Raw genomic sequence first — 21889 nt, 5'->3', positions numbered from 1 at the left:
CATCGACTCAGTTCTCGCTTGGCTTTTCCACGTGGTCCAGCATCATCACGTCCACCATGGTCTTCGTCGCATCCAGCTTCAGGCCAACCTGATCCTGGATGGCGGTGAAGATCGGCGGAGGTGCATCGGCCGACTCATCCGGCACGATCTTCACGCCGAAGACCTGGAACTGCGTCTCGTCCGGCGTCCACTTCAGCGAAAAATCCCAATGCCCCTCGATACCCGTGCGGTTCACCACCGGCCGGTCGAAGACTGCGCCCTGGAAGCCCTGCACCACGTCCTCCATCGTCCCGTTGCGTACCGTCAGATGACCCAGCTTGGTGAAGAAGAAGGCGGGCGGCGAATGCGGGTCCGCCGTGCTCTTCGTCATCTTGGGGCCGTCCTTCGCTACACCCAGCACATAGGCCGACATCTCCTTCTGGTCCTTGTGATACTTCAACCCAAAGCGCGTCTCCAGCAGCTTGCGCAGCATTAACTTATCCTGCTTCTGGCTGGGCGCGCCCGGCGCATCCGGCTGCCCCGTCGTGATGTCGAAGCGGTCCGTCTCTGCCCACGACGGAGCGCCGACGATCTGCTTTGGATTCACGCCATACACAAACGCCATGATGTCTTCGAGCGTCGTACCCCGCGTATTGAAGTGGCGTGGCGGTCCGCCGAATCCCTTGCCCTTGAAGTCCGGCGCCGTCGGCTTGATCGTCGCCACCTCGAAGCTCGGATCGGCGTCTTCCGCCATTGGAGGAAGCTTCGGAGGCGGCTCCGGAATCGCCCACGCCGTGTCTGCCGTCGCGCGCACCAGGATCAGCGGAAGCGGACGATCGCCCTGCTTCCACTCGCCCGTGATCGTCGTCCCATCCGGCGACATCTTGCCGGTGTACACGCCGTCGATCGCCTCGACGTTCAGCTTCAGTTCGCTGTTCTGGAACGTCGTCTCCTTCACCGTGATCGGCTGGCCGCCCTGGTCGATGCTGTAGAAGAGAGAGCTCAGCTTTCCATCCGGCGTCTTCGTGATCTTCAGCACCGTGCGCAGATCACGCTGCGGCAGATGCAGCGAACCCTGCCACGTATCATCGGGATTCGTCTTCGCCGGAGCCTGCGCATAGCTTCGCGAGGCATGCAATACGCCGAACGCAACCGGAATGCCGATGGAAAGAACGCCTGCTGCGCTCAGCACCAGCTTTCTCGCCATCGAGAGCCGCTCCGCCGTACTGCCGGAGAGAATGTGCGCGATCCGCTTCTTCAGATCCGCACCGGTAACACCAGAGACACACGTCACAGGAACCTCCAGGTAAAACTTGCAGACATTCAGAATCCCCTCGGCATACTCCATCGCGCTGTGCGACTGCTCCAGCACGGCCTCATCGCACGCCGCCTCGCGCTCCGCGATCAGCTGCCGCCCAATCCACCACACCAGGGGATGAAACCAAAAGATCGCAGAGACCATCATGTGCAGCGCCGCCGTCAGGTTGTCCCTGCGCCGCACATGGCACAGCTCATGCGCCACAATCGTCTCCATCTGAGTCGCCGTCAGGTTGCGCGTCACGCCCTCGGGCAGCATCAACACCGGACGGACGATTCCGAAGACACCGGGCTCAGCAGCACTTGCAACCATCACCGCGCGCATGCCGAACATCTCGCCGACCGGCGTTCCGCGCCGCACCATCGCCCGCAGCTGCAGCCAGCGGCGCAGCCACACAGCCGAGATCCACAACACGCCGGCAGCCCACACGAAGAGCACAACCCACGGCATGATGTTCTGCCGCTTCGCCACCGCAGCCGCCGACTTCGCGTGCGCGGCAGCACTCTCCGCAGATGCCGTCTGATGCGGCTTCAGCGTTACCTCATCCGAAGGGCCTTCGATCATCATGGAAAAAAACGGCGCCACATCGGGCGCCGCTGTTCTCTTCACCGAGAAGCTCTCTCCAGCCGCGATCAGCAGGCTGAAGGGAAGCAGAAATTTAACTGAGGCCAGCATCCATAACCGGAAGCGCATCCGCGCCGCGTTGCGCCGCAGCATCAGGCTCAACCCCCATAACGCCGCGCACACCATCGTTGACTGCCACAGATGCGCCATCAGAACTGCGGCCCATCCTGCACTCCAGACCAAGGGAAACATCATTGAGGCTTCCTCCGCTTTGCCGACTGCTTCAACAGGCCTTCCGCTTCCTTCACATCGTCCAGCGTCAGCTCGCCGGACTCGATCAGGTGCGCCATCACCAGCTTGCCCTTGCCGCCGAAGAATCCCAGCAGATCGTCGAGCAGACGCCGCTGCGCCTTGTCGCGCGAGACCACCGGCGCAAAGACATGAAAGTTTCCCACCTTGCCGCTGCGCCGCACGACGCCCTTCTCCTCCAGGCGGTACACCACGGTCTGCACCGTCGTATACGCAAGCGGCCTCCGGGGCGAATCGCCGATCGCCAGCGCCTCCGCAATCTCGCGGATCGAAGCCTCCTTGCAGGTCCAGAGGAACTCCATCACCCGAAACTCCTGCTTCGATAGTTTTGGCTGCGACATCATGTGTGACACAAGATCTACTACACGCGTCATAGATGCCGCAACAGAAAAATAGTCGGAATCCGACCATTCGTCACAGAATTCTCTCACAGGCCAGAAAATGAGAGCCGCAGCCCGCCTCTCCGCCACGTCTTATGAGCGATTAGAACTACTTATTCGACTTCAGCCATCGGCGCTCGCAGCATAGAGGACATGGAGGTGCTTCATGAAGACCATTCGCTCCTTATTCGCTGCAGCATTCACTCTCTTACTCATCTCTAGCCCGTTTTCTCTGGCCGACCAGCTTCACTCGCGCCATCACGAGATCGTCGTTCTCGAGCCGCAGAATCTTCCCGAGCAGGCCCAGTCGGGCGGCAACTCGCTCTTCCTCTACTACAACAACGCAGCCCGCGCGCTGCTTTATGTCGAACAGCAGCAGGGCGCCCGCATCGTCGTCTTCGACGTGACCGACCCCGCCAGCATCAAAGCCATCTCGACCGTCAGTCTGACGGGCGCGAACGCCTTCGACTTCGTCCGGCCGCTCGGCAACAAGGCTGCGCTGGTGCGCTTCCGCAAAGACAACCGCCTCGCCGTCCTGGATCTGACAAAGATCAAGACTCCGGTGCTGCATCCCCTGGCTGATGACAGCGGTCTCAGCAGCCTTAGCCTCGACCATCCTCTCGGAGACGCGGTGTATCTCGGCACCAGGCAGAACAACGCCTACGTTCCCGCCGTACCTCGCGACTACCAGGTCGTCGATCTCTCCACCCCGGCTGCGCCGGCACAGATCGCCACCATCCGGCAGGTCAAGCACGAGGTGACGAACCCGGAGACGGGAACCACCTTCCTGCTCGGCAGCGATGGCCTCACCGTCATCCGCCGCACCGATGTCGAGCAGGAGCACCAGATCCACGAGATGCAGATGAGCGGCAACTGACAGCGGCCACGAACTGCCGTCGCCCGATGCCACACCCTTTAGCCCTCATTTCCTGCTACCCAAAAGCCTCGGAGCCAACGCTCCGGGGCTTTTTTCTTAATAAGGCTGCCGCTGGAATATCCCCCTCCGGGCGAAATCGGACGATATTCGTCTTATATCGCCCAATCACGACCAAATTCGTCGTATATTGAATTCATAAAAGAGATTGAGCCCCACGCGGCGATCGTTTCGGCGATACGCGGCGACGGCTCCCGGATCGCGGCCTGCGGCAGCCGTCTGGTTCTGAAGATCACTTTGGTCGCAGCAGTATGGAAAGGCAGTACATCTTGAAATCCCTGCGCATCTTCTTCGGCATTCTTCTCCTTATCGGGGGAGCAGCCTTTGGCCTGGCTCAGACCGCCCAGCTCGCCGGTGTCGTCCGCGACACCTCCAGCGCCAACATCTCCGGCGCCTCCGTCACTCTCAAGAATCAGAAGACCTCCGACACCTCCGCCGCAAAGACCAACGGCTCCGGCCTCTATGTCTTCTCCAGCGTCCAGCCCGGCATCTACACGCTGACCGTCTCCGCCTCCGGCTTTCAGAGCGAGGCCGTCACCGGCATCACCGTCGAGGTGGCGGGCAAGGTCACGCGCGATGTGAAGCTGAAGATCGGCGCTGCCTCCGATACCGTCTCCGTCGACGGCAGCGGCATGACCATGAACACCGTCGATGCCAGCGTCTCCACCGTCATCGACCACCGCTTCGTCGAGAACCTTCCGCTCAACGGCCGCAGCTTCCAGTCCCTGATGACGCTCGCGCCCGGCGTCACCGTCGTCCCCTCCGCCGGCTCCGGTTCCTCGGGCGAGATCAGCGTCAACGGCCAGCGCACCGAGGCCAACTACTACACCATCGACGGCATCAGCGCCAACACCGGAGCCACCGTCTCCACCTCGGGCACCCCCGGCGCAGGCTTCTCCGGCTCCACGCCGCAGGGCTCGGCTCTCGGCACCACGCAGAGCATCGTGTCGATCGACGCTCTGGAGCAGTTCCGCGCCACCACCTCCTCCTACTCGGCGGAGTACGGCCGCACCCCCGGCGGACAGTTCAGCTTCTCCACCCGCAGCGGCACCAACGACTGGCACGGATCGGCCTTCGACTACCTGCGCAACACCGTGCTCGATGCGATGAACGTCTTCGACACCACCAAGCTGCCCGAGCGCCAGAACGACTTCGGCGGCACGCTCGGCGGCCCCATCCGCATCCCGCACCTCTACGACGGCCGCAACAAGAGCTTCTTCTTCTTCTCGTACGAGGGCCTCCGCCTCACCAGCCCGCAGTCGTCGACGCTCTATAACGTGCCCAGCAATGCGCTGCGCACTTCGGCACCCGCTGCCCTGCAGCCCTTCCTCAACGCCTTCCCTGTGCCCAACGGAGCCGACCTCGGCAACGGTCTGGCCAACTTCACCTCGGGCTACTCCGCCCCCAGCAGCCTCAACACGACCTCCATCCGCATCGACCACAGCTTCGGCGACCGCTTCAAGATCTTCGGCCGCTACAGCGATGTGCCCTCGCAGAGCCTCTCACGACAGGCCAGCTCGCTCTCGCAGGTCAATAACACCATCCGCAACGTGAAGACCTTCGTCTTCGGCGCCGATGCCGTGCTGACCTCCTCGATGGCCAACGAATTTCGCGTCGGCCTCACCGGCAACGACTACAACTCCAACCGCTACCTCGACAACTTCGGCGGAGCCACGCCGGTTGCTCTTTCGACCGCGCCCGGACTCAGCAACGGCGACTGGATGACCTTCTTCATGTTCTACGGCCTCTACCCGTACTACCTGATCGAGCCGCAGAGCAACCGCCAGCGCCAGTTCAACCTCGTCGATTCGATGACCCAGACCATCGGCCGTCACAACCTCAAGTACGGCGTCGACTACCGCCGCCTGATCACCAGCGAGAAGCTGCCGCCGCTGTGGGAGGTTGCCTTCTTCTACAACCAGGCCTCCGTCCTCAACAACGCGCCCGACGGCCTTTACGTCTACACGCAGAACGTCAACATGAAGTCGCTGGCGCATAACTTCTCCGCCTTCGTGCAGGATGAGTGGAAGGCCACCGACCGCCTCAGCATCTCCGCCGGGGTGCGCTGGGACCTGAACCCGCCGCCGACCGACGCCAACGGCAACACGCCGTACACCGTCAACCAGATCACCGATCTCGCCACCACCACGGCCGCTCCCAAGGGCACGGCGCTGTGGAAGACGACCTACGGCAACTTCGCTCCGCGCATCGGCATCGCCTACCAGATTCACCAGAATCCCGGCTATGAGACCACGCTGCGCGTCGGCGGCGGCCTCTTCTACGACACCGGCACCGCGCTTAGCGCGCAGGGCTATTACGGCATCGGCACCACCGGCTTCGCCAGCTACACCGCGCCCTTCCCGGCGACGCTGCAACAGGTGCAGGCCGCGCCCACGCCCAACGCAAACGCGCCGTATAACGCTCCCATCTACGCCTACGATCCCAACCTGAAGCAGCCCTACACCGGCCAGTGGAACCTCGCCATCGAGCAGGGTCTCGGCGACAGGCAGTCGCTGACCGTCAACTACGTGGCCAGCGCCGGGCGACGCCTGCTGGTGCAGCGCTTCTATCACCCCGAGGCATACGGCAACACCGCGTTCAGCCAGGGCAAGGGCCTTTACATCACCAACAACGCGGCCACGTCGGACTACAACGCGCTGCAGGCACGCTTCGACCGCAAGCTCTCGCACGGCCTGCAGGCGCTGATCTCCTACACCTGGGCGCACGGCTTCGACTCCGCGACCACCAACTTCACCGTCTACGAGCTGGAGCGCGGCCCTTCGGACTACGACATCCGCCAAAGCTTTCAGGCGGCGCTCAGCTACGACATCGGCGGCCACTACAACAACGCGCTCGCCAGCTACGTGCTGAAGCACTGGTCGGCCGATGCACGCATCTCCGCACGCACCGCGCTGCCGGTCGACGTGCTGCGCGCGGCGACGCAGGATACCTCCAGCGGCACCTCCATCAGCTTCCACCCCAACTACGACCGCAGCAAGCCGCTGTACGTCTACGGCAATCAATACCCCGGTGGCCGCGCCATCAACTACGACGCCTTCGATCCCGACGGCACCGGCGAAGGCAACGCGGGACGCAACCTCGCACGCGGCTTCGGCGCAACCCAGACCGACCTCACCCTGCGCCGCGACTTCCCCTTCACCGAGCGCGTCGGCCTGCAGTTCCGCGCCGAAGCCTACAACGTCTTCAACCACCCGATCTACGGCTCCATCTACAACTCACTCTCCACCGGCGCGTCGCTCTTCGGACGCACCTACAACACGCTCAACAACCAGCTCGGCGGCCTCTCCTCGCTCTACCAGGTCGGTGGCCCGCGCTCGATGCAGGTCTCGCTCAAGCTGCACTTCTAACCACGATGCAGACAGTCGTCACACAAACCGAGAAGGTCGCGGCGAAGCCCTCGTGGCTGCGTTCTCCGCAGCGCGTCTGGCTGCGCCGCGTCATCTTCCAGGTACATCTCTGGCTCGGCATCGTCGTAGCCCTGTACTCCATCGTCATCGGCCTCAGCGGCTCGGCACTGGTCTTCAAGGAGCAGATTCAGCACGCCACCGAGCCGGAGCTGTACCGTGCCTCCACCGCGCCGCGCACCGTCACGCTCGACCAGATGGTGCATCGCATCGAAGCCGACCGCCCCGGCTGGCGCGTCTCGGGCCTGCAGCACTTCGATGAGGGCAACGTGCCCGTCACCGCGCTCATGGGCAGGCGCGGCGCTCCGCCCACCCCCAACTATCGCGCCGTCATCTTCGACCGCAACAGCGGCCAGATTCTGCGCGACCGCATGCGCTTCGACGGCGTGCTGGGATGGATCACCAACCTGCACTTCTACCTGCTCGCAGGCAAGCCCGGCATCATGATCAGCGGATGGATGGCGCTCGGCCTCCTCATCCTCTGCCTTAGCGGCGTCGTGCTGTGGTGGCCGGGAGTCAAACGCTGGGCCGGAGCGCTGATCCTGCGCCTGCATCGCAATCGCCATCGCGACACGCTCAACTGGAAGCGCCTCAACTGGGACATGCACTCGGTCGTCGGCTTCTGGTGCTCGCTCGCGCTGCTGGCCGTCAGCTTCACCGGCATCTACTTTGCCTTCCCCAAAACCGTGCGCAACATCACTGTGCTTGCAACAGGCGAAGATCCCCGTAAGGCCGCCGCCGAAGATGAGGCCGCGCCGAAGAAGCCCGCGCCCTCGAAGCTTCCCGCGCTCACCGTCGACCAGGCCATCGATGCCGCACGCCGCGCTCTCCCCGCCGAAGCCCCTGCAGGCTACTTCGCAACGCCCTACAAGCCCGGCGGCCCCTTCTTCGTCACCGGCTACTATCGCGGCGCGCTGCCCTACTCGCAGCTGATCCGCGTCACGCTCGACCCGCACACCGGCAGCGTGCTCGACTACAGCGACTCCACGAAATCGAGCCGCGGCCTACGCGCCGTGCAGTACTTCTTCACCGTGCACTTCGGCTCGTTCGGAGGCGACGGTGCACTCGGCATCGTCGTCCGCATTCTCTGGGTGCTGGTCGGCATCGCTCCCGCGCTGCTCGCCGTCACCGGCCTCATCATGTACTGGAACCGCAAGCTGCATCCGATGTGGCGCAGGATGAAGGCGTAGCGGCAGAAGGAATCAGCGCTCCGCCAGCAGCACCCGCAGGTCACGCAGATTATTCCCCGTCGGCCCGGTCACAATCGCAGCACCTGCTTCAGCAAGAAAGTCATACGAGCTGAAGTTCTGCAGCGCCGCACGCGCGTCAGCCTCACAACCGGCAATCACGCCGCGATCGACTACACCACCCGCCGCAGGGCTGTTGCCGTCGATGCCATCCGAACCAGCCGACAACACCGCCTCGCCCTCCCGCAGCTTCAACGCACTGTACAAGGCGAAGTGCGAGTTCCTCCCGCCCTGCCCCTCGGCTAAGGCAGGCACGCGCACCGTCACCTCGCCCGCGGAGATCACGCACACACGCTTGCCATCCGCCGTGCGCAGACGCTCCAGCAGATAGTCCGCCGCACCGTCGTACTCCCAGTCATCGCAGCTGTTATCGATGACGACATGAAACCCGCGACGCTCCGCCGCGGCCTTCGCCGCAGCCGCCAGGTCGTCCGACGAGAGCAGCGCATAGACCTGCGGATCAAAGTCGCCCGGCTTCGGTGACTCCACCAGCTTCGACAGAAAGAACTCCCGCACGCGCTCCGGAAATCGTGGCAGAAGATCGTAGCGGGCGAGAATCTCCCTGCACTCTTCGACCGTCGACAGGTCGGGCAGCGTCGGCCCCGAGGCCAGCACGTCCAGTCGTCCCGCAGGAACATCCGACACTGCGAACGTTACACTGCGCATCGCCCCCGCAGCCAGCGCCAGCCTGCCGCCCTTCACCGCCGAAAAGTGCTTGCGCACGCAGTTGATCTCCGTAATCGAGGCTCCGCTGTGCACCAGCGCGCGATGAAAGCCGACCAGCTCATCGAGGCCGATGGAAGCATCGAGCGGCAACTCCATCATCGCCGAGGCTCCGCCGCTGATCAGAAAGAAGCAGAAGGCTGAAGCATCGTCACGATGAGCTTCGAGCAGCGACAGCACCGCGCGCGCCGACTCCATCGAAGCCGCGTTCGGCGAAGGATGCCCGCCCGCAAAGTACGTCACACCATCGGGCAGATCGTCAGGCCGCACCGGCGCAATCAGCACGCCGCTCACCTCGCGGCCATCGCCGGTCCCTTCGCGGCCATCCGTTACCGCCGCGTAACTCATCAGGCCGCGCAGCATCGTCGCCGCGCCCTTGCCCATCGCGACGATCAGCACCCGCTTCACTCCTGCAAGATCGACCGCGCCTCCGCCCTCAAGCTCCAGCACATCGTGCGAGACAGCGCGCACCTTGCGGCGAAAGGCCTGCTCCAGCGAGCACGCCTCCAGCGACTCACGAAAGATCGCCTCGGCGACGGCACGAAGCTCGCTCAAGCAGTCACCCGCGCAAAGGCATACGGCCCATCGGGCACAACGGCCACCGTCGCCTCGGAACCCAGCCCCGCCACCAGCGCACGCATGGCGTCTTCGGGCGTGGCAAAGCTCGCCGCCCCCAGGCTGCCCAGCTCGTCAGTCCGCGTGCCCGGCGCATAGACCAGCAGCGGATGCTTCAGCTCCACCATCGCCATCTTCTCCAGCTGCCATTGATCGGCGATCACCGGCGTATCGCGAATCGCATCGAGATAATTTTGCGGGCCGCTGTAGTTGCGCAGCTTCTCCGCAAACTCCGGCGAGCCGATGCCCTCCGTGCACGCGCTCATCACCAGGATCTTTCCACCCGGCTTCACGATATGCTGCACCGCCGTGATGCCCTTGATCGTCTGGTAGAACGTCAGGTCCAGCGGATTGCCCGCTGCGCTCGTGATCACGGCATCCACCGGCTCGGGCAGCGACTCCAGCGAGGTCTCGCGCAGAAACCTCACGCCCGCCGCATGCGCCTCGACCGGATCGCCGGCGAAGATCCCCGAGATCTCACGCTCGTGCGTCAGCGTCACGTCGAGGATGAAGTCGTGCCGCACCATCCGCGCAATCTCCAGCAGCTCCGCGTGCAGCGGATTCTCTTCGATGGAGCCTTCGGTCGCCAGCGCCTCGCGCATGAAGCGCGGCGAGTGAATGACCTTGATGGTCTCCTGCGCCGCGAGGCCCGGCGCAATCAGCTTGCGACCGCCGGAGAAGCCCAGCATCAGGTGCTGCTCGATGAAGCCGAGCGTGATGTGCAGGTCTGCCTCGAAGAAGCTGCGATGCACCGCCACCGGCGTACCGCGCCGCGTCTCGCCGAGATCGCGATGCGCCGTCCAGTCCTTCGCATCGTGATTGACGATCGGGTACTTCGCCGCGATCTCCGGCCCCAGGATCGTCTTCAGCTCCGCTTCGGTCGCCTCGCGATGCAGCCCCGTGGCAATGCAGATCGTAATGTCTTCCGCCCGCATTCCCGCGGCGTGCAGGCGCGCGAGCAGCGGCGGCAGCGTCACCGCGTTCGGCGCAGGCCGCGTGATGTCGCAGACCGAGATCGCCGCCGTCTTCTTGCCCTTCGCCAGATCCGCCAGAGAATCCGAGCCGATGGGCGCATCGAGCGCAGCCTCCAGCGCGGCGGCGACATCGCCAATCGGCGCAGCCGACCGCGCGCGCAGTACCTTGTATCGTGGCCCCTCGGGAAGCTCCAGCGTGAGCCCCGTCCTTCCAAATGCAATCGTCGTCTGCATCATTCGCTTCCTTCGCCCACGATTCTAGTGAAAACGCAGCACCTTCGCCCACTTCGCTTTGACCGTTGTACGACGGACTCCATAGAATGTCTGCGATTCTCGCCACGCCTGCACGAGAGCACCACAAACCAACACCATCGGAGATCCGTCGTTGACCTGGCAACAGACCTACCTCCTCTTTGGCCTTGGGCCTGGCCTCTCGTGCCTGCTGGCGGCGCTGCCGATCCTCACCATGCTGCTGCTGCTCGGCGTAATGCGTAAACCCGCGTGGCTGGCGGGTCTCTGCGGCTTGGCCGTTACGTTTGCGCTCGCCATCGGCGGCTATCACATGCCCGCGGGGGCCGCGGTCAGCGCGGCATTTTATGGCGCGGCCTTCGGCCTCTTCCCTATCTGCTGGATCATCTTCTGGGCCATCACGCTGTTTCGCGTCACGGTCGAGACGGGCCGCTTCGAAGTCATCAAGGACTCCATCGGCCGCCTGACACCCGACCCGCGCCTGCAGGCCCTGCTGATCGCCTTCACCTTCGCCGGCTTCCTCGAAGGCGCCTCCGGCTTCGGCACGCCGGTCGCCATCGCGTCGACCATGTTGATCGGCCTGGGCTTCTCGCCCTTCGCCGCCTCTGCGTTATGCCTGCTGGCCAACACCACACCGGTGGCCTTCGGATCGATCGGCATCCCCGTCTACACCCTCGCCGGAACCACCGGCCTTCCGCTCGACAAGCTCAGCGCCGCCATCGCTGCAATCTGCACTCCCATCGCACTCATCATCCCGGCGTACATGATCCTCGCCGTCGGCGGCATCACCTCGCTGAGCGGCGTATGGGTCCCCGCGCTACTGTCGGGCGTGGTCTTCGGCGGAGCGCAGTTCTTTATCGCCACCTTCATCGGCCCGGCGCTCACCGATCTGCTGGCCGCGCTGCTGACGCTCGGCGTACTGATCGTCTACCTGCGGCTTACCGCGCCCGACGAGACCGAGCCACCCATCGCCCACGTGGCCATGCTGCACTACTTCTCCCGCCGTGGCAGCGACGGCGACGGCACCAGCCTCGTCATCGAAGAGCGCATCCTGCCCGACTATCCGCTCTCCGAGGTGCTGCGCGCCTGGATGCCGTATGCCTTCGTCGTCGGCTGCGTGCTGCTGTGGGGGTGGGAGCCGCTGCAGAAGCTGCTGAATCGCGCCACCGTCGTCCTCCGCTGGCCCGGCCTGCATGACGTCGTGCATCGCATGCCGCCCATCGTCGCCACCGAGGCGCCGTATCACGCACTGTTCACCCTCAACTGGCTGGCCGCAGCCGGAACCGCGTGCATGGCCGCGACGCTGCTCTCCGTCGTCGCGCTGGGCATGCCGTTCTACGACTTTCTGATCGTCCTCGGCTCCGTCGTGCGTCAGCTGCGGCTGCCGGTGGCGACCGTCAGCTCCGTCCTGGCCACGGCCTTCCTGATGAACTACTGCGGAGCCACCGCGACGTTGGGCCTCGCCTTCGCCGCCACCGGCGTACTCTTCCCCTTCTTCAGCGTCGTTCTTGGCTGGATCGGCGTCTTCCTCACCGGCTCCGACACCTCGTCGAACGCCCTGTTCGGCAACCTGCAGGTGATCACCGCCACCCGGCTCGGCTTCTCGCCTGTACTGATGGCGGCGGCCAACTCGGCAGGCGGCGTGGTGGGCAAGATGATCAGCCTGCAGACCATCGCCGTCGCCGCGGCCTCCACCGGATTGACGGAGGCGCAGCAGGTGCGCCTCTTCCGTTTTACCCTGCGCCACAGCATCCTGCTTATCATGGTGACAGGCGGTATCGCGCTGGCCTACGCCTATCTTTCGCACTACTAGCGCACGGCAATCACAAGCAGCTTCGAACCAGGAAGCACTAGCTTTCGAACCAGCAGCAATGGAAGGGATGACACACCGCATGGCAAACCTTGGATTTCTGGGACTCGGCATCATGGGCGGCCCCATGGCTCAACACCTGATCGACGCCGGACACACCGTCGCGCTCTGGTCCTACAGCGCAGGCAAGGCCGAGAAGCTTACGGGCGGCAAGCCCAAAGCCACACCAGCCGAGGTCGCCGCCGCGAGCGACATCATCTTCCTCTGCGTGGGCGATACCGCCATGTCGCGCGAGGTCATCCTCGGCAAGGACGGCCTCATTGAACAGGCGAAGCCGGGCACCATCATCGTCGACTGCAGCACCGTCTCTCCGTCCGAGAGCAAGCGCATCGGCGAGGCTCTCGCGGCGAAGGGGATCGAGTTCCTCGACGCTCCCTGCACCGGATCGAAGGCCGGGGCCGAGAACGGCAAGCTGACCTTCATGATCGGCGGCAAGAAGGAGATCTTCGACAAGGTCGAGCCCTTCTTCAAGAACATGGGCGAGCTGCTCTACTACTGCGGCGCGGCGGGCATGGGCCTCAGCGCCAAGCTCTCGCAGAACATGATCCTCGGCTCGCTGCTGCAGGCCTTCAACGAAAGCATGGTGCTGGCCGTCAAGTCCGGCGTCGATCCCAACCAGATGCTCGACATCCTCAACAACAGCGCGGCGAAGTCGACCTTCATCTCGGTCAAAGCTCCGATGGTCTTCAAGCGCAACTTCTCCACCAACTTCTCGGTGAAGTGGCTGGAGAAGGACATGCAGCTGATGCTCGACCACGCCGGCGAACAGAATGTACCCGCCCCCATCACCGCGCTCTCGGCGCAGATGCTGCGCGCGGCGATCGCCAAGGGTTACGGCGAAGACGACATCTGTGGCTCCATCCGGCTGCTCGAGGACCTCACCGGAACCACCGTCAAGGGCTAGTCACGAGATAGAGACGGATCACCCTGTGAGCGCCCGATGAATCTGCGTCGGGCGCTCACACTTCCTCTGGACGCCGCTCCCCGGAATCTGTTTGAATCGTCGCATCGGGCCCTATGCTGCAATCAGGACGGTGCGGTTTCGTGGTCTACCCCTCAAAACTCGTCGGCACAGCCATCCTTCTTCTTCCGCTTACGCTTTCCGCTCTCTCCCAGTCTTCGACAAACGATGCAGCAAAACCGGCGGCGGCGGAGAGCGCTCCCGCCGCGCCGATGACGCCTGCGGAGAAGCGCAAGGCCGATCTGCAGGCCGACACCGAAAAGCTCTACAAGCTGACGCAGGAGCTGAAGGCTGAGGTGGATAAATCGAACAAGGACACGCTCTCCGTCTCCGTCGTCAAGAAGGCGCAGGAGATCGAGCGCCTGGCCAAGAGCATCAAGGAGCGCTCGAAGCAGCCGTAGCGTGGGACCAGCGCCGCCACGGACGGCATACGCTCCTCTGCACCGTCAACTGATATCCTGAGCACGCCGATGACGACTGTATCCACAACGGACTCTGCCGCAACGGACCCTGTCCCGTGACCCCCGACCGCGTCCAACCCGGCTGGCCTCCCGTCGTCGTCGCCAGCGTCTTTCAGACCGGCCTCAACCTGATGCGCGACCTGCTGCGTCACGGCGTGCGCACGGTCGGCATCGACTGCGACGCCAGCCACGAAGGCTTCATCTCCAGCTACGGCGAATCGCATCTCTGCCCCAACCCGGACACGCATCCCGAGGAGTGGGTGCGCTTCATGATCGGTCTCGCCGAGGGCTTGGGCGGCAAAGCCGTCATCATCCCCGCCGCCGACATCTTCGTCTCCGCGCTGGGCCGCCACGCCGACCGCCTCGCCGGGCACTACATCTTCTCGCGCGACTCCATCGCAACACAGGCTGCGCTCGCCACCAAGGAGCAGCAGTACGCGCTGGCCGCCGAGCACGGCCTGCCCATCCCGCGCACCGCCTACGTGCAATCCAGCGGCGACCTCGCCGCCTTCTGCGCCACCGCGCGCTTTCCCTGCCTCATCAAACCGCGCCATCAGCGCGAGTGGGATGCCCTGCCCGAGGGCCACAAGCTGCGCGGCCTCAAGCTGATCACCGCCGACGACGCCGCATCGCTCATGGCCGACTACGCCCTCGCCGAGCCGCTGCGTCCCGAGGCCGTCGTGCAGGAGATCATCGCCGGCGGCGACGACGCGAAGTATTGCTATCTCTCCGTCTACGGCGCAGGCTCGCGGCCGCATCGGCTACTGCGTGGTACACGAACTGCGCGCACATCCCATCCTCTTCGGCTCCGGCTCCATCGTCGAGCCGGTGGTGGATGAAGAGATCGCCACGCTCTGCGACAAGTTCCTGCGCGGCGCAAACTACGTGGGCATCTGCGAGATCGAGGTGAAGCGCGATACCCGCGACGGTGTCGTCCGCCTGATCGAGGCCAACCCGCGTTACTCCGTCACCGCCGACGCCGCACCCTACGCCGGGGTCGAGATCGGCTGGCTGCACTACCTCGACCTGATCGGCCAGCACGTCGAACCGCTCGTCGCCTCACGCTTCAACTTCCGCCACGTCGTCCTGCGCCGCGACATCCCCGCCATTCCGCGCTACATCGACAAGGGTCTGCTCACCTGGCAGCAGGTGCGCACGACCTACTCCGGCAAGCTGGCCTACTTCGACTTCGACCGCCACGACATGAAGCCCACCCTGCAGACGCTCAAAGGCTGCGCCCGCGTCGCCGCAGGCACCCTGCTGCGCGTGATGGGCTTGCTGCGCAAGCTGGACTGAGCACCACTCGCCTCAGCGATTTCGAATCAAGCCATCACGATGAAATTGCACTTCAGCGGAAACGCCGTAACCAAGGCATTGGCCTGATCGAGACAGTCGAAGGTTTTTTCTACTCTCGATCTGATTAGTGCATCGACGATTTTGCACTTACTGTCGTCGCAGTTGGGGGACCTCGACTGTCATTGTTTGCGCCAGTAAGCCTCACTCGTTGTCGTATTCTTCTGCCATATCTCGCATGTACTGTTCGCCATACTCCGACATATCGGCAGTTTCCGGATCGATAAGGCCGTAATAGTCTTCAGGTGAGAAGGTCGTTCTTCTCGTGTATGTGCCACCCAAATCGGCAACATCTAGCTCCACGTAGCCTGTGAGCTTCAATCCACATGCCTTGCAGGAGAATATGCGAGGTGAGACCGATTGGCGTACGACTATCTCGCCGTTTTCATGATCCAGCTGTTCAGGTCCAAATGGGTCTCCCTCAACCGTGGCGTCTGATCCGCAGGCCGGACAGCTCACCTTGTGGTGACGCTCGGTGACCAATTGGACTGTTTGCAGCGCAGCAGCCTGCGTAGCAGCAATGCGATCAAGATCGGACTTTGCCTCGAAGACCTTCTTATGAGCTGCAATGAAGTTCTTTACTCGACTTTCTGCGCCTTCTTTGGACTGTTTCAGGATGTCACTGGCGATCCGTGCTTGTTCAGCCCCAAACAAGGTTTCTAGCGTTTCTCCTAGTCCGGCAGCAAGGGACGAACAAGAATGATAGAAACTTGGAAGCCACTGCTTGGACGGGTAATTGTCGAAGGCGGCTTCGGCAGAATGCAGTTCGGCATTCCGGCGGTTTATCAGTGCCATTGATGAAACGAAATCTTCTTTGGTGAACCCTGGAAAAAGGCTTTGGCAAAGCGCAAAAACTTTGGATGCTCCAAGTGAGACCGGAGAGGACATCTTTGGCCCCACACCCAGAGCGTGCAATAGGTACTGATGGTTTGGATCGGGCTCGGCCAACAAGGTGGGGCTGACCGCGGCCAGCGCGGCGCGAGCGAGAAGCTCAAGCCCAAGCGAACACCAGAGACCATACTGAGGGTCATCAGCAGGTTGTTCAGAAGCCCGTTCGAAGAAAAGCTTTGCTTTTGCCCACAGGGGATCACGTTCCCAGATCATCAATTACTCCACGTAAATTCGTCGTAAGGTTCGTTCCTGTTCGTTTGGAGGTTGTACTCCCCTGCCATGTAGAGCATGCCAATTTGAGATCACTACCGCTGTGTGCGGTCTCCATTCCAGATGTTCGATGGGGACCGCGCGGTCGCCCGTGTCGAAGTAAGCCGCCACATCTCTCGCAGAGGCATTGACGGGCTTCATGCACTGCTGGTCAAATCTGACGCCTGAGCGGACACCCTTTGTGCTCAGGGTCATCTGCCCGTAGTGGCTTCCGTCTTTCCCTCTGATAATCCAGACGGACTTCTCAATCAATCGCAACAAGTTATCCCCGCCTGAGTCTAGGATTTTTCTCATTGCGCAAATGGGAGTCGTGCGTCTGAGGTCTCCCTCTGCCAACATAACGAGGAACCTAGCTGGAGTTGGCCAAAATGCGGTGTCAGTGTGCAGCGGAAAAGCTCCTGTGCCAAAGGTAGCGCTCAAGGTCAGTTGCCGAGCCTTGGCACTTGCCGTTACCCGCAGCTCACTGATCAGTTCGTGGCGAGCGTTCTCGACCGGCTTGCCCAGACTCATGGCTAGTCTCATTAGGTCAGACGACCCGTTGACACCGGGAAAAGTTGACCACCCTCGATCCTCTGCGACTTCAAGTAGATCCATGTCAGTCAGTGAGTTCTACGACAGCCAGCTCAAAATGACGATATCAGACCAACGCACTCATCGAACAATATTGAGCTGACGTCGGCACATGAATCCTCATAAACGCCGTTCCCGGAAGAAACGCATCCTAACGCATGCTCTTATAGGGCCGCTGGCATTCGGGCTGGGATAATAACGAGATGCGTAAAGGGTTTACCAGAAGGCCGCAGGACGACTCGCCGGCGGTGCAGGTCAAAAACTACATTACGCCCGCTGGACTGGAGCGCTTGAAGCAGGAGCACCGGTTTCTGCTCTTCAAGGACCGCCCGGCTGTGGCGGAGGTCGTCGCGTGGGCGGCCAGCAATGGTGATCGCAGCGAGAACGCCGACTACCAGTACGCCAAACGCCGGTTGCGGCAGATCGATGGGCGGATTCGCTTTCTCTCCAAGCGAATCGAAGCCGCCGAGGTCGTCGATCCCGAGGCTCCGCGATCGGATCTGCGGGCGTCGAAGGTGTACTTCGGTGCCACGGTGCTCTATGCCAACGCCGCGGGCGTGGAGCGGGAGGTGAGCATCGTCGGCACCGACGAGATCGACCTCGACCGTAACCACGTCAGCTGGGAGTCGCCCCTGGGCCGCGCGTTCATGCGGTCGGCTGAGGGAGACAGCGTCGTTCTCGATGCGCCGGGCGGCAAAGAACTTCTGACGGTCCTGGAGGTTCGTTACGAGCGCATTGCAGTAGAACCCTTCCGTGAGCCTCCGGGATCCTGAGCTGCAAAACAATCCTCCGAATAGCCGATGCATGGTTTGCCCCAACGACGCGAGTCCTTCTCAACATTGATGTCGGCAGCAAGCCCTTGAGAGCGAGTCGCTTCGCTCCGGGAGGATGCTGGCGAGCGTCGCCCCAACCCTTCCGCATCGATTACCCTCATACACAGCATGTCGAAACGATCTCTCGCCGCCGAAGCACTGCGCCGCACCGGGGCCCTCTCCCTGCTGGAGCACATGCGCTCCAAACCCGGCCTGCTCATCGTCACGCACCACCGCGTAGGTAACGCCGCCGCATCCCGCTTCGACCGCGCCATCTTCAGCGCCTCCGCCGACGCCTTCGATCGGCAGGTCAAGTACTTCAAGCGTCATCTGAGCGTCATCGGCGGCGAGGAGCTGGAGGCCATCGCCGCCGGGCGCCAGAAGCTGACGCGCATGCACGTGGCCTTCACCTTCGACGACGGCTACGTCAACGACTACCGCACCACCTTCGACATCCTCAAGGCCAACGACTGCACCGGCAGCTTCTTCCTGGTGCCCGAGTACGTCGGCACGGCCACCGTGCCCTGGTGGGATGAGATCGCATACCTCGTCCGCAACACGGCGCGAACATCGCTGAGCCTCACCTATCCCGCGCCGCTGACCGTCACCATCGGCACCGACCGCGAGGCCGCCATCGTCGCCGTGCTGCGCCACTACAAGCTGCCCTCCAACCACGACGGCAACATCCTGCTGGAGCAGCTGCGCGAGCAGGCTGGATGCGAGCTTCCCCACGTCGGCCGCCGCTTCATCACCTGGGAGGAGGCCCGCGAGATGCGCGCGGCGGGCATGACCATCGGCTCGCACACGCAGACGCATCGCCTGCTGGGCCAGCTGACGCCCGAGGAGCAGCACTGGGAGCTGGCCGAGTCCAAGCGCGTCATCGAAGAGAACATCGGCGCGCCCGTCACCTCGGTCGCCTACCCGGTCGGCATTCGCGGCGCCTTCGATGAGCACACAGAACGCATCACGCGCGAGCTGGGCTACAACGTCGGCTTCTCCTTCTATGGCGGCGTCAACACGCCGGAGCACATGCAGCCCACCAACCTGCTGCGCATCTCCACCAACCCCGACTGGCTGCTCTTCCGCGCCGAGACCGTCCTGCTCTCGCGGCTCGGTTCGCTGCCGTACTAGGACTCGCCTGCAAGCGAGGCTACGCCTCATCCGCGCAGCCTCGCTTGACTATCAGGTCCGCCGCGACACACTCGCTTCAATAAAAATCAGGCTGCGCTTATTCCTTCCACGGTCATGCGCTTCAGCTCCGGCGATACCTGCAGCCTCGCCTCGGTTCTGCTCCGCACCTCGTCGGGAGTGACGCCCTCGGCGATCTCGGTGAGCAGCAAGCCATCCTTCGTCACCGCGATCCAACCCAGCTCGGTGACGATGTCGTGTACCACGCCCATACCGGTCAGCGGCAGCGTGCAGTGATGCAGGATCTTCGGCTCGCCCTCTTTGGTCGTGTGCTCCATCGCGACGATCACGCGGCGCGCTCCGGCGACCAGGTCCATCGCTCCGCCCATGCCCTTGACCATCTTGCCGGGGATCATCCAGTTGGCGAGGTTGCCCAGCTCGTCCACCTGCATCGCGCCAAGCACGCTCATGTCCATGTGGCCGCCGCGAATCATCGCGAACGACTGCTCGCTGCCGAAGTAGGCGCAGCCGGGAAGCTCGGTCACCGGCTGCTTGCCGGCGTTGACCAGGTCGGGATCGGTGGTCGCCTCGTCCGGCGGAGGCCCCACACCCAGCATGCCGTTCTCCGACTGAAAGACCACATCGATGCCCGCAGGAAGATACGACGCGATCATCGTCGGCAGACCGATGCCGAGGTTCACGTAGAAGCCGTCCTGGACCTCACGAGCGATGCGCCGCGCAATTAACTCCTTCGGGCTTATGCGTAACTCCTTGGCGTTCATGCGACGCCTCCCGGCTGCTGCTTCGCCTTCATCTCCGCGATGAAGCGCGACTCCACGGGCTTCGCATAGTGCTCGCCGACGATGATGCGCTTTACGTAGATGCCCGGGGTGACGATTGCATCCGGGTCGAGTTCGCCGGGCTCCACCAGCTCCTCCACCTCGACGATGGTCAGCTTCGCCGCCGTCGCCATCACCGGGTTGAAGTTGCGCGCCGTGCGCCGGTAGACGAGGTTGCCGAGCCGGTCGCCCTTCCATGCCTTGATCAACGCCACGTCGGCCTTGAGAGCGGTCTCCATCACATAGCTGCGTCCGTCGATCTCGCGCGTCTCCTTGCCCTCGGCGACGATCGTGCCCAGCCCGGTCGGCGTATAGAAGGCCGGAATGCCCGCGCCGCCCGCGCGGATGCGCTCGGCCAGCGTGCCCTGCGGCACCAGCGTCAGGTCGAGCTCACCGGCGATCACCAGCTTCTCCAGGCGGCGATTCTCGCCCACGTAGCTGCCGATGTGCGAGGCGATCATGCCTGCCTCCAGCATCAGCCCCATACCGAAGCCGTCGACGCCCATGTTGTTGGAGATGGTATGCAGCCCGGTGATGCCGCGCCTCACCAGCGCCGCAATCAGGTTCTCCGGGATGCCGCACAGGCCGAAGCCGCCAAGCATAATCGTCGAGCCGGGCAGGATGTCCGCTACCGCAACATCCGCCGACTCGACGACCTTGTTCATACTCGTGCCTTTATTTCCCGTGCTTTATTTCTCGGTGGTGAAGGTAAACGTCGTGGTCCAGTGCCTCGCCTCGCCCGGCTTCAGCTCCGTCGTCGGAAACGACGGATGATTGGGCGAATCCGGGAAGTGCTGCGTCTCCAGACACAGGCCGGTGCGCTTGCTGAACGTCACGCCGTTGGAGTGGAAGCTGCCATCGAGGAAGTTGCCGGTGTAGAACTGCACGCCCGGCTCCGTCGTCGTCACCGTCAGCACACGGCCCGTCTTCAGATCGTGAACCTTCGCCGCGGTCTTGGTCTCGCCGGTCGCCCCGCGCAGCACCCAGTTGTGGTCGTAGCCGCCAGCTCTCTTCAACTGCTCGAAGTCGTCGTTGATGCGCTTGCCGATCACGGTCGACTTGCGGAAGTCCATCGGCGTGCCTTCGACCGTCGCCAGCTCGCCGGTGGGGATCAGCCCCGCGTCCGTGGGTGTGTACTTATCCGACGCCAGCATGATCTCCTCGTCGAGGATCGTTCCGCTGCCCAGGCCGCCGAGGTTGAAGTAGGAGTGGTTGGTCAGGTTGACCACCGTATCCTTATCCGTCGTGGCGCTGTAGTCGATGCGCAGCGCGTTGTGATGCACGGTGTAGCGAACATGGGCGGTCAGCGTGCCGGGATAGCCCTGGTCGCCGTCCTTCGACACCAGCGTCATCTCCACGCCTGCGGGAATCTCCTTCGCCGTCCAGACATGCTGGTCGAAGCCCACCGTGCCGCCGTGCAGCGAGTTGTCGTCGTTGTTCTTCGGCACCTGGTAGGTCTTGCCGTCGAGCGTGAACTTGCCGTGCGCGATGCGGTTGCCGTAGCGGCCCACCACCGCGCCGAAGTAGGTCTTCTTGTCGGCGAGATAGCCGTCGAGCGTGTCGTAGCCAAGCACGACATCGTCCACCTTGCCGGCCTTGTCCGCCGTCTTAATGGACACAATGCGCGCGCCGAAGGTGGTAATCTTCGCCTCAATCGCGTCGCTCTTCAGTGTGTAGATGTCCACCGCCGTACCATCCGGCATCTTGCCGAACGATGCCTTTGAAACCTCTGCGTGTGCCTGTGCCGCCATCGTCATGCTAAGCAGCATAATCCCTAGCCACCGTATCGTCACTCTTCTCTCCCGCTCTCGCAAAATGCCCCGTCACCGAAGCCTGTTGCCCGACCAAGCCAATATACTTACCTGAACAACGCGTGTCACTCCTGCCCATCGGCAGATACGCGAGCGTTTCTCCGGACGATTTTCTTCCGCACAACCGCCAAAAGCCAGCTTTGAGGACACCTTCATGGTGTGTTCTGGACTTTTCGAATCAGGATCATGCCGCATACACTCGCATG

At 63.2% G+C, this 21889-nt stretch carries 18 protein-coding genes; 10 read left to right on the top strand and 8 right to left on the bottom strand.

The window, feature by feature from the left end:
* Positions 1–7: 7 nt before the first annotated feature.
* A complete protein-coding gene (locus PW789_RS16565; protein ID WP_299378629.1) occupies positions 8–2116 on the bottom strand; it encodes a M56 family metallopeptidase in 2109 nt (702 codons plus the stop codon).
* A complete protein-coding gene (locus PW789_RS16560) occupies positions 2113–2544 on the bottom strand; it encodes a BlaI/MecI/CopY family transcriptional regulator (protein WP_299378627.1) in 432 nt (143 codons plus the stop codon). The genes PW789_RS16565 and PW789_RS16560 overlap by 4 nt, the downstream gene beginning before the upstream one ends.
* Positions 2545–2716: 172 nt before the next feature.
* On the opposite strand from PW789_RS16560, the gene PW789_RS16555 reads away from it, so the two are divergent.
* From PW789_RS16555 to PW789_RS16545, 3 genes are all read left to right on the top strand, one after another.
* Positions 2717–3427 carry a hypothetical protein gene (locus PW789_RS16555; protein ID WP_299378625.1) on the top strand — a complete coding sequence of 237 codons (711 nt, stop codon included), beginning with the start codon at positions 2717–2719 and terminating at the stop codon, positions 3425–3427.
* A 326-nt stretch (positions 3428–3753) separates the two neighbouring features.
* Positions 3754–6852, top strand: coding sequence for a TonB-dependent receptor (locus PW789_RS16550; RefSeq protein ID WP_299378623.1), 3099 nt, complete (start codon positions 3754–3756; stop codon positions 6850–6852).
* A 5-nt stretch (positions 6853–6857) separates the two neighbouring features.
* Entirely contained in the window at positions 6858–8099 is a 1242-nt protein-coding gene (locus PW789_RS16545) for a PepSY domain-containing protein (protein ID WP_299378620.1), read from the top strand.
* A gap of 12 nt (positions 8100–8111) precedes the next feature.
* On the opposite strand, the gene PW789_RS16540 is transcribed toward PW789_RS16545, so the two are convergent.
* Together PW789_RS16540 and larA are read right to left on the bottom strand one after the other, a co-directional pair.
* Entirely contained in the window at positions 8112–9434 is a 1323-nt protein-coding gene (locus PW789_RS16540) for a DUF4147 domain-containing protein (protein ID WP_299378618.1), read from the bottom strand.
* A complete protein-coding gene (larA, locus tag PW789_RS16535; RefSeq protein ID WP_299378616.1) occupies positions 9431–10705 on the bottom strand; it encodes a nickel-dependent lactate racemase in 1275 nt (424 codons plus the stop codon). The genes PW789_RS16540 and larA overlap by 4 nt, the downstream gene beginning before the upstream one ends.
* Positions 10706–10853: 148 nt before the next feature.
* Between larA and PW789_RS16530 the strand changes: the two genes are divergently transcribed.
* The 5 genes from PW789_RS16530 to PW789_RS16510 all read left to right on the top strand — a co-directional run bounded on the left by PW789_RS16530 (position 10854) and on the right by PW789_RS16510 (position 15305).
* Positions 10854–12530: an L-lactate permease gene (locus PW789_RS16530; protein ID WP_299378614.1), complete on the top strand. Its 1677-nt coding sequence runs from the start codon at positions 10854–10856 to the stop codon at positions 12528–12530.
* Positions 12514–13491 (top strand): NAD(P)-dependent oxidoreductase, encoded by a 978-nt coding sequence (locus tag PW789_RS16525; protein WP_299378867.1) that lies wholly within the window; start codon positions 12514–12516, stop codon positions 13489–13491. Before PW789_RS16530 ends, PW789_RS16525 begins: the two co-directional genes overlap by 17 nt.
* 140 nt (positions 13492–13631) lie before the next feature.
* Positions 13632–13949 (top strand): hypothetical protein, encoded by a 318-nt coding sequence (locus PW789_RS16520; protein WP_299378612.1) that lies wholly within the window; start codon positions 13632–13634, stop codon positions 13947–13949.
* A 116-nt stretch (positions 13950–14065) separates the two neighbouring features.
* On the top strand, positions 14066–14848 hold the full coding sequence (locus PW789_RS16515; protein WP_299378610.1) for a hypothetical protein: 783 nt from the start codon (positions 14066–14068) through the stop codon (positions 14846–14848).
* Positions 14778–15305, top strand: coding sequence for a hypothetical protein (locus PW789_RS16510; RefSeq protein ID WP_299378608.1), 528 nt, complete (start codon positions 14778–14780; stop codon positions 15303–15305). Before PW789_RS16515 ends, PW789_RS16510 begins: the two co-directional genes overlap by 71 nt.
* 201 nt (positions 15306–15506) lie before the next feature.
* Here the strand turns inward: PW789_RS16510 and PW789_RS16505 are convergent, their stop codons facing one another.
* Positions 15507–16466 carry a hypothetical protein gene (locus PW789_RS16505; protein ID WP_299378606.1) on the bottom strand — a complete coding sequence of 320 codons (960 nt, stop codon included), beginning with the start codon at positions 16464–16466 and terminating at the stop codon, positions 15507–15509.
* Positions 16467–17296: 830 nt separating this feature from the next.
* Here PW789_RS16505 and greB point away from each other — a divergent pair.
* Positions 17297–17866: a transcription elongation factor GreB gene (gene greB, locus PW789_RS16500; protein ID WP_299378604.1), complete on the top strand. Its 570-nt coding sequence runs from the start codon at positions 17297–17299 to the stop codon at positions 17864–17866.
* A gap of 168 nt (positions 17867–18034) precedes the next feature.
* Positions 18035–19036: a polysaccharide deacetylase family protein gene (locus PW789_RS16495; protein ID WP_299378602.1), complete on the top strand. Its 1002-nt coding sequence runs from the start codon at positions 18035–18037 to the stop codon at positions 19034–19036.
* Between the two features lie 86 nt (positions 19037–19122).
* Here the strand turns inward: PW789_RS16495 and PW789_RS16490 are convergent, their stop codons facing one another.
* Genes PW789_RS16490 through PW789_RS16480 form a run of 3 tightly spaced genes read right to left on the bottom strand, consistent with a single transcriptional unit; the run spans position 19123 to position 21641 of the window.
* Positions 19123–19815: a 3-oxoacid CoA-transferase subunit B gene (locus PW789_RS16490; RefSeq protein ID WP_299378600.1), complete on the bottom strand. Its 693-nt coding sequence runs from the start codon at positions 19813–19815 to the stop codon at positions 19123–19125.
* Positions 19812–20537: a CoA transferase subunit A gene (locus tag PW789_RS16485; protein ID WP_299378598.1), complete on the bottom strand. Its 726-nt coding sequence runs from the start codon at positions 20535–20537 to the stop codon at positions 19812–19814. The genes PW789_RS16490 and PW789_RS16485 overlap by 4 nt, the downstream gene beginning before the upstream one ends.
* 24 nt (positions 20538–20561) lie before the next feature.
* A complete protein-coding gene (locus tag PW789_RS16480) occupies positions 20562–21641 on the bottom strand; it encodes an aldose epimerase family protein (protein WP_299378596.1) in 1080 nt (359 codons plus the stop codon).
* Between the last annotated feature and the right edge of the window lie 248 nt (positions 21642–21889).

Source organism: Edaphobacter sp. (assembly GCF_028283685.1).
Taxonomy (GTDB): domain Bacteria; phylum Acidobacteriota; class Terriglobia; order Terriglobales; family Acidobacteriaceae; genus Edaphobacter.
The sequence above is the reverse complement of the archived record's forward strand: the minus strand, read 5'-3'. Positions and strand labels throughout refer to the sequence as shown.